Origin of the sequence: Duganella sp. Dugasp56 (genome assembly GCF_047304105.1) — a bacterium.
GTDB lineage: Bacteria > Pseudomonadota > Gammaproteobacteria > Burkholderiales > Burkholderiaceae_D > Rugamonas > Rugamonas hordei.
The window spans coordinates 55375-62169 of sequence record NZ_JBGLYQ010000043.1 but is presented as its reverse complement, the minus strand read 5'-3'; the positions used below and the strand labels follow the sequence as shown (position 1 = coordinate 62169).

The following is a 6795-nucleotide window of genomic DNA, read 5'->3' as shown; positions in this document are numbered from 1 at the left end:
GTTCCTGTACACGCCGGAAATCTACCCGACCCGCATGCGGGCCATCGGCACCTCGCTGGCGACGTCCTGGTTCCGCGGCGCCCCGGCCCCCCCCCCCCCCCCCCGCCGGGGGGGGGGCCCCCCGACGCACGCGTCATCTATAATCCAAGCCCACCGCGACGTTGATTGGTGGCGACCCTCGCGGCGATCGGATCTATACGCGGGACAACGCGCTATTTTGGCTTCGCAGGATCGCGACGGTCCGTTGTACCACCGGGGACATATAGCCGCCGCTTCGGTAGGTCAGGCCCAACGGTCGTCTCATCGTGGTCTCAGGCAGTTCCACTTCCCGCAAATACGTCTTTTGCGACTGCAGGTTGAAGCGCGCCACAAATCCCAGCAAGTGGGTCTGCTCGATGATCGGAAGAATCATGATCAGCACATTCGATTCAATCTGCACTGCCGGCCGGGCGAGGCCGTTCCGTTCGAACGTATGGTCCAGCCATTGCCGGCTCGCGACCGACGTCGCCGGCAGCACCCACTTGTAGCGCAGCAGGTCCGCTAACGCATACGGACCCTTGAAGATTTCGTGATCCCTGCTGGCGAGGACGACCACCTCGTCTTCCGAAAACTGCTCTGACACCAGGTGCTCGTCCGATTCGACGATCGGGCCGACCACCAGGTCCAGCTCGCCGTCCCGCAATGCGGAGAGGATGGCGTCGTTCATCGCCACCTTGAGTTCGACCTCCACCTCCGGGGCGTCCGCCAACAGTTCCTGAAACACCGCGGGCATCATGTGCTCCGCCAGCGTCGGCACGCATCCGATCCGCACCTTTCCCTTCAGCCCACTGGCATGCTCCTTCATCTCGCGCGACGTTTCCTCGATCAGAAGCGCCATCTGCCGCGTGCGCGTCAGCAGCACGGCGCCGGCGGCAGTCAGTTTCACGCCGCGGCCGGCCTTTTCGAACAACTGCGCCCCCAGGATGGCCTCCAGACGGTCGATACTTTTGGTCAAAGCAGGCTGGGTGCGAAACAGCCTGGCGGCAGCGCGTCCCAGGTTGCCCTCGGTGGCGATGACTTCGAAATAGCGCAAATCGCGAAAATCCATGGAATCATTCCTGAAAGTTTAAGTTCGCAAAAAATAAGTGAATATACATTATAGATCAGGTTTCCTATACTCGATTCACATTATGAAGAACACTTATTCACCACACACATGACAGGACCTGACATGACCTATTCCGCCCCCCCAGACGTCATCCATGATTTCATCCGCGTTGACCCAAGCCTGGTCAAAGCCGCATCCGAATTTCCCGCTTCCATCCTCGCCGACGTCGCCGGCCGCCGCGGCACCCTGAGCAGCCGTATCGCGCCGCTGGCGCCGGCCATGCGCATCGCCGGACCGGCGCTGACCATTGAAGTGCGCGGCGGCGACAACCTGATGATTCACGCCGCCATGGCCCTGGCCAAGCCGGGCGACGTCCTGGTGATCGACGGCAAAGGGGACGAGACCGCCGCGCTGATGGGCGAAATCATGATCTCGGCGTGCATGAAGATCGGCATCGCCGGCGTCGTCATCGACGGCTCGGTACGCGACACCGAGGCCATCCGCGCGCTGGGCTTTCCGACCTATGCCATCGGCGCCAATCCGAACGGCCCGACCAAACTGGCGCCGGGGCGCGTAAACTGGCCGGTTTCCGTGGGCGGCACGTCGGTTTCGCCTGGCGACCTGATCGTCGCCGACGCCGATGGCGTGGTGGTCGTCGAGCGCAGCAAGGTGGAGGCGGTGCTGGCACTGGCGGCCGGCAAGGTCGCCGACGAAACTGTGCGCCTGCAGCAAATCCGCGGCGGCGGCCAGCTGCGCCCTTCGTGGCTCGAGGGCGCGCTGAAGAAGGCCGGCGTGGTGATCGAAGGAGGCATCGCATGAGCGCCGTGATTCTGGTCACCGGAGCCGACCTCGCGCCGCAGGCGGTGTCACTGCTGGCCGATTGCGCGCTCGTCTACGCCGGCATGGACTGCAACGAGGATAAACTGGTCGCGCTCTGCCGCCAGCATGACCCGGTTGCCATCATCGCGCGCTACGGCAAGATCAGCGCCCGCGTGATCGCCGCCTGTAGCCGTCTGCGCGTCATCTCGAAGCACGGTGCCGGCATCGACACGATCGATTCCGCCGCCGCCCAGGCACGCGGCATTGCGGTCAAGGCCGCGGCCGGCGCGAACGCCGCTGCCGTTGCCGAGCACACGTGGGCAATGATCCTGGCCTGCGCCAAGGGGATCGTCCGGCTCGACGGGCGCATGCGCGCCGGCCACTGGGACAAGGCCACGCACAAGAGCATGGAGCTGAAGGGGCGCACGCTGGGCCTGGTCGGGCTCGGCGCGATCGGCCTGCGCGTCGCTGAAACCGGTATCGCGCTCGGCATGCGCGTCATCGCCTACGATCCGTTCGCCAAGGCGTTTCCCACTGGCGTGGCACGCGGCGAACTGGACGACGTCATCGCCACGTCCGACGTGCTCTCGCTGCACTGCCCGCTCACGGCGCACAATGCGAACATGATCAACGCGGCCGCGCTGGCGGCGATGCGCCAGGGAGCGATCCTGGTCAATACCGCGCGCGGCGGCCTGATCGACGAAGCGGCGCTGGCCGATGCATTGCGCAGCGGAAAGCTGCGCGCGGCCGGACTCGACAGCTTCCAGGTCGAACCCTACGACGGCGGCCATGCATTCTCGTCGTTGCCCGACGCGATCCTCACACCCCATGTGGCGGGCGTCACCGAGGATGCGTATGTCGGCATGGGCACGGCAGCGGCGCAAAACGTCCTGGACGAGCTCGCCGTCACGGCGTAACAGCAATAAAAAACGGAGTGCGCCCCAGATGGCGCGCCCGACCACGGCAGTATTGGAGGAAGACAGCATGGAAACAACTACCCGCGGCACTCATTTCGAGAGGGCGACGGTGCGCAAGGTCATCTGGCGCCTGATCCCCTTCCTGATGGTGTGTTATCTGCTTGCGTTCATCGATCGCGGCAATATTGGCATGGCTGCCCTGAGCATGAATCACGACCTCGGCATTCCGCCGCAAGTGTTCGGATTCGCCAGCAGCTTGTTTTTCATTTCGTATTTTTTCTTCGAAGTGCCGAGCAACCTGGCGCTGCAGAAGTTCGGCGCCCGCAAGTGGATCGCCAGGATCATGATCACCTGGGGGCTGGTATCGGCCGCAACCGCCCTGGTCACCGGCCAGTACTCGCTGTTCATGCTGCGCTTTCTCCTTGGCGCTGCCGAAGCCGGCTTCTTTCCCGGCGTTCTGCTGTATCTGAGCTACTGGATCCCGTCCGCCTACCGCGCCCGTATTATTGCCATTTTCATGGTGTCGGTGCCGCTGGCAAGCTTCATCGGTTCGCCCCTTTCGGCCTTGCTGATGCAACTCGAAGGGACGATGGGCCTGCACGGATGGCAATGGATGTTCATTTTGGAAGGTTTGCCGACTGTCCTCATGGGACCGATATGCCTGTCATTCCTGACCGACCGGCCGGAGCAGGCGAAATGGCTGACCGCCGAAGAACGTGACTGGCTCTCCGCGCAGATGGAGCGCGAGCGCAACGAAAAGAAGCTGTTTGCCCACCTGTCGCTGTGGAAGCTGTTCCGCAGCAAAGAAGTGCTGGGCATGGCACTGGTCTGTTCGTCCGCATCGGCCGCAGGCACGGTGCTCGGCGTGTGGCAGCCGCAAATGATCAAGTCGTTCGGCTTTACCGTGATGCAGACCGGGCTGCTCAACTCGGTTCCCTACGCCATCGCTGCCTTGTTGATGGTCTGTTGGGGCCGTCATTCCGACCGCAGCGGCGAGCGCCGCTGGCACACCGTCATTCCCCTTGCACTCATTTCGCTTGGCATGCTGTTCACGCTCCTGACGACATCGATTGTGCCCACCATCATCTTGCTGTCTTGCGTGCTGATCGGCGCCTACTCCTTCAAGGGGCCGTTTTGGGCGCTCAGTTCGGGCTGGCTGGCGTCGGGATCGGCGGCGGCTGGACTGGCAGGCATTAACGCGGTGTCCAACCTGATCGGCGGCGGGCTGATGGTCAATGTCTACGGCTGGATCAAAGCGAGCACGGGCAGCTACGCCTTGGCCCTCCTGCCGATCGCCGCGCTGGCACTGGTCAGCATCACGATCTTGCTGTGCCTGAGCCGCAGTGCCGGCAAGGCAGCACGCGCGGCAACAGTCAAGGCCGTGGCATAAGCGAAAAGATCGACTGATCGCGGCCGCGGGCAGTGACGGCCCGCGGCGACGCCGGCACACACCACCTTCTTTTTTCAATCCGCGGAACGGCGGAGGGATCCGTGCGGCCTCCGCACGGCAATTGAAGCAGAAATTTCCATAAAAACTACTCAAGGAACTGCAAGATGAAGATGAACTATTCGATGATGGCGCTGTGCTGCATGGCTACGGCAACGGCATATGCGCAGTCCAACGTGACCGAGTATGGCTCGATCGACGCCGGCCTGCGCTATCAGACCAATGTCGATGCGGCCGGTCGCGGCATGCTGTCTATGGGCACGGGTAGCTATTACTCCAACCGCCTGGGCTTTCGCGGCGTGGAAGATCTCGGCGGCGGCCTGAAGGCGCGCTTCCAGCTCGAGAGCGGCTTCTCCAGCAAGACCGGGGCGCTGGACAACACCAACAACGTGCTGTTCAACCGGACGGCGGCGATCGGCGTGGGCGGCGACTGGGGCGGCATCGACGTCGGCCGCCAATACACCATCGGCTTCAAGACCGAAAAGTTTCTCGACCCGTTCGATCATCACTACACCGGCATCGTGCCGCTGTCGTCGGGCGCAGGCACCACGTTGCCGGCCGCGGCGACTGCCGCGGGCCTGGGCGCGTCCTCGTCTTCCGGAACGCGCTTCAATAACGACGTTCAATACGCCGGTACCTTCGGCCCGGTGACGGCGCGCGCCGAGTACGCGCTGGGCGAGGTCGCGGGCGACGCCAGCAAGGGATCGGCACGGGCGGTCGGTGCGAGCTACACCGGTTCGACGCTGCTGCTGGCCGGCGCTTACACGCAGAAGGAAACGGTGGCCGGTTTGACCAACAAGGCGTTCCTCGCCGGCGGCGGATTCAAGCTGCAGGCGGCAACTTTCAAGGTGGCGCAGTCGCGCGAGCGCCAATCGACTGCGGCGGCTGGCGACTATCGCAACAAGACCACTTGGGCGGGCGTGAGCTATGCGTTCACACCGGCGGTGGAAGCCACGCTGGCTGCCTACCGTTCGAATTTCGCCAGCTTGGCCAGCACCGGCAGGCGCGATTTGCTGCTGCTGGGGGCCACTTACACCTTCTCCCAGCGCACCAACCTGTACGCGGAAGTGGATCTGAACCGTTATGAAGGCGCCCTGATTCCCTCGACAAAACAGACGCGCCAGCGCGGCATTTCGGCCGGTATCAATCACCTGTTTTAAGAGGCTGACATCCTGGTGCGTATCGATGTTCCGGACGATATCTGGGGTGCAGGCGAAAATCACCCCGGGTTCGGCAATTTGTCTACGATCACCGTGTTTAAGTGTCTTCGAGCTGAGTTGGTTCCGATATCGGTTTCAATATCGAAGTCATAAAAAAAGTTATTGGCTTGGTAGAAATTTAAGCAGTACATTTTCATGGGTGACCAAAAAATGTTACCGCAACCATTTTTGGATCCGTTACCATGATGACTAACATAAAAACACGCCCCTAAAATCGGGCACCCAGGAGACACGATGAAGAAATTTGGCCTTGCAGCGCTTGCGCTGTCGCTGATGCACATGGGCGCCGGATCCGCACTGGCGCAGAACGACAAGATGACGCCGATCGCCACGCCGGCGCAGCCCGCCGCGATCACGCTGGACACGGGAACGCTGCCCGGCGCGACCGCGCCGGAAGCCTGGCACCGTCAATACAACAGCGTGTTCGCCCGCAACGTCACGGTCGCCACGCTGACGCCGTTCCTGCCGTCCGCCGCCAAGGCCACCGGCGCCGCGGTGATCGTTGCGCCGGGCGGCGGTTTCCGCACGCTGTCGATGGAAAACGAAGGATGGCAGGTCGCCCAGGCGCTGGCCGGGAAGGGCGTGGCGGCCTTCGTGCTGAAATACCGTCTGAACCAGACCCCGCAGGACATGGCCGGCTTCGAACGCTCGATGGCGGAAATGTTCTCCGCAACGGCCAAGCGGCCGCCCGTGCCGCAGGACCCGGCCACCGCCTATGCGCCGCAGGTCGCCGACGCCCGCGCCGCCTTTGCCCTGGTCCGCGCCCGCGCCAAGGAGTGGCATATCGACGCCGACCGCGTCGGCATGCTTGGCTTCTCGGCCGGCGCCATGCTGACCATGTCGACCGCGCTGTACGGACAGGATGCCAAGCCGGCCTTCATCGGCAACATCTACGGTCCGCTGTCGGCGGTGACCGTGCCGGCGGACGCGCCGCCGTTGTTTGTCGCGCTGGCGGCGGACGATCCGTTTTTCGGTAACGGCGGCTATGGCCTGATCGACAGCTGGCGCGGCGCCAAGCGCCCGGTGGAGTTCCACCTGTTCGAGCAAGGCGGCCACGGTTTCGGCATGTATCCCAAGACCACCACCAGCACCGGATGGTTCGATGGCTACGTGCGCTGGCTGGGCATGCACGGCTACCTCCAGCCCAAGCGCTAGCGGATGTCGGTGACAATCTCAATTAAAACTGTTAGCGCTAGCAGCGCGGCGGCACCCTAATTCTCGATCAAAATAGCCACCTGTGGCTAAACGGCAACCTTAAAAACGCAATTCGGTGAGATGATTTGGTAACGCTAACATTTTTGCGGA

6 protein-coding genes are annotated in these 6795 nt (G+C 63.1%); 5 read left to right on the top strand and 1 reads right to left on the bottom strand.

Annotated elements, in window-relative coordinates; translation table 11 throughout:
- Nucleotides 1–193: 193 nt before the first annotated feature.
- A complete protein-coding gene (locus tag ACCD07_RS25480; protein WP_413448946.1) occupies nucleotides 194–1087 on the bottom strand; it encodes a LysR family transcriptional regulator in 894 nt (297 codons plus the stop codon).
- A gap of 123 nt (nucleotides 1088–1210) precedes the next feature.
- Between ACCD07_RS25480 and ACCD07_RS25475 the strand changes: the two genes are divergently transcribed.
- The 5 genes from ACCD07_RS25475 (at nucleotide 1211) to ACCD07_RS25455 (ending at nucleotide 6645) form a co-directional block, all read left to right on the top strand.
- Complete coding sequence (locus ACCD07_RS25475; RefSeq protein WP_413448945.1) at nucleotides 1211–1906, top strand: RraA family protein; 696 nt, start codon at nucleotides 1211–1213, stop codon at nucleotides 1904–1906.
- The gene (locus ACCD07_RS25470; protein WP_413448944.1) at nucleotides 1903–2823 is read left to right on the top strand and encodes a hydroxyacid dehydrogenase; all 921 of its coding nucleotides are present in this window, start codon (nucleotides 1903–1905) and stop codon (nucleotides 2821–2823) included. The genes ACCD07_RS25475 and ACCD07_RS25470 overlap by 4 nt, the downstream gene beginning before the upstream one ends.
- A 67-nt stretch (nucleotides 2824–2890) precedes the next feature.
- Nucleotides 2891–4213, top strand: a complete 1323-nt coding sequence (locus tag ACCD07_RS25465) for an MFS transporter (protein ID WP_413448943.1) — start codon at nucleotides 2891–2893, stop codon at nucleotides 4211–4213.
- 164 nt (nucleotides 4214–4377) lie between these two features.
- Nucleotides 4378–5430, top strand: a complete 1053-nt coding sequence (locus ACCD07_RS25460; RefSeq protein ID WP_413448942.1) for a porin — start codon at nucleotides 4378–4380, stop codon at nucleotides 5428–5430.
- A gap of 294 nt (nucleotides 5431–5724) precedes the next feature.
- Nucleotides 5725–6645, top strand: coding sequence for an alpha/beta hydrolase (locus tag ACCD07_RS25455; protein ID WP_413448941.1), 921 nt, complete (start codon nucleotides 5725–5727; stop codon nucleotides 6643–6645).
- The last annotated feature ends 150 nt before the right edge of the window (nucleotides 6646–6795 follow it).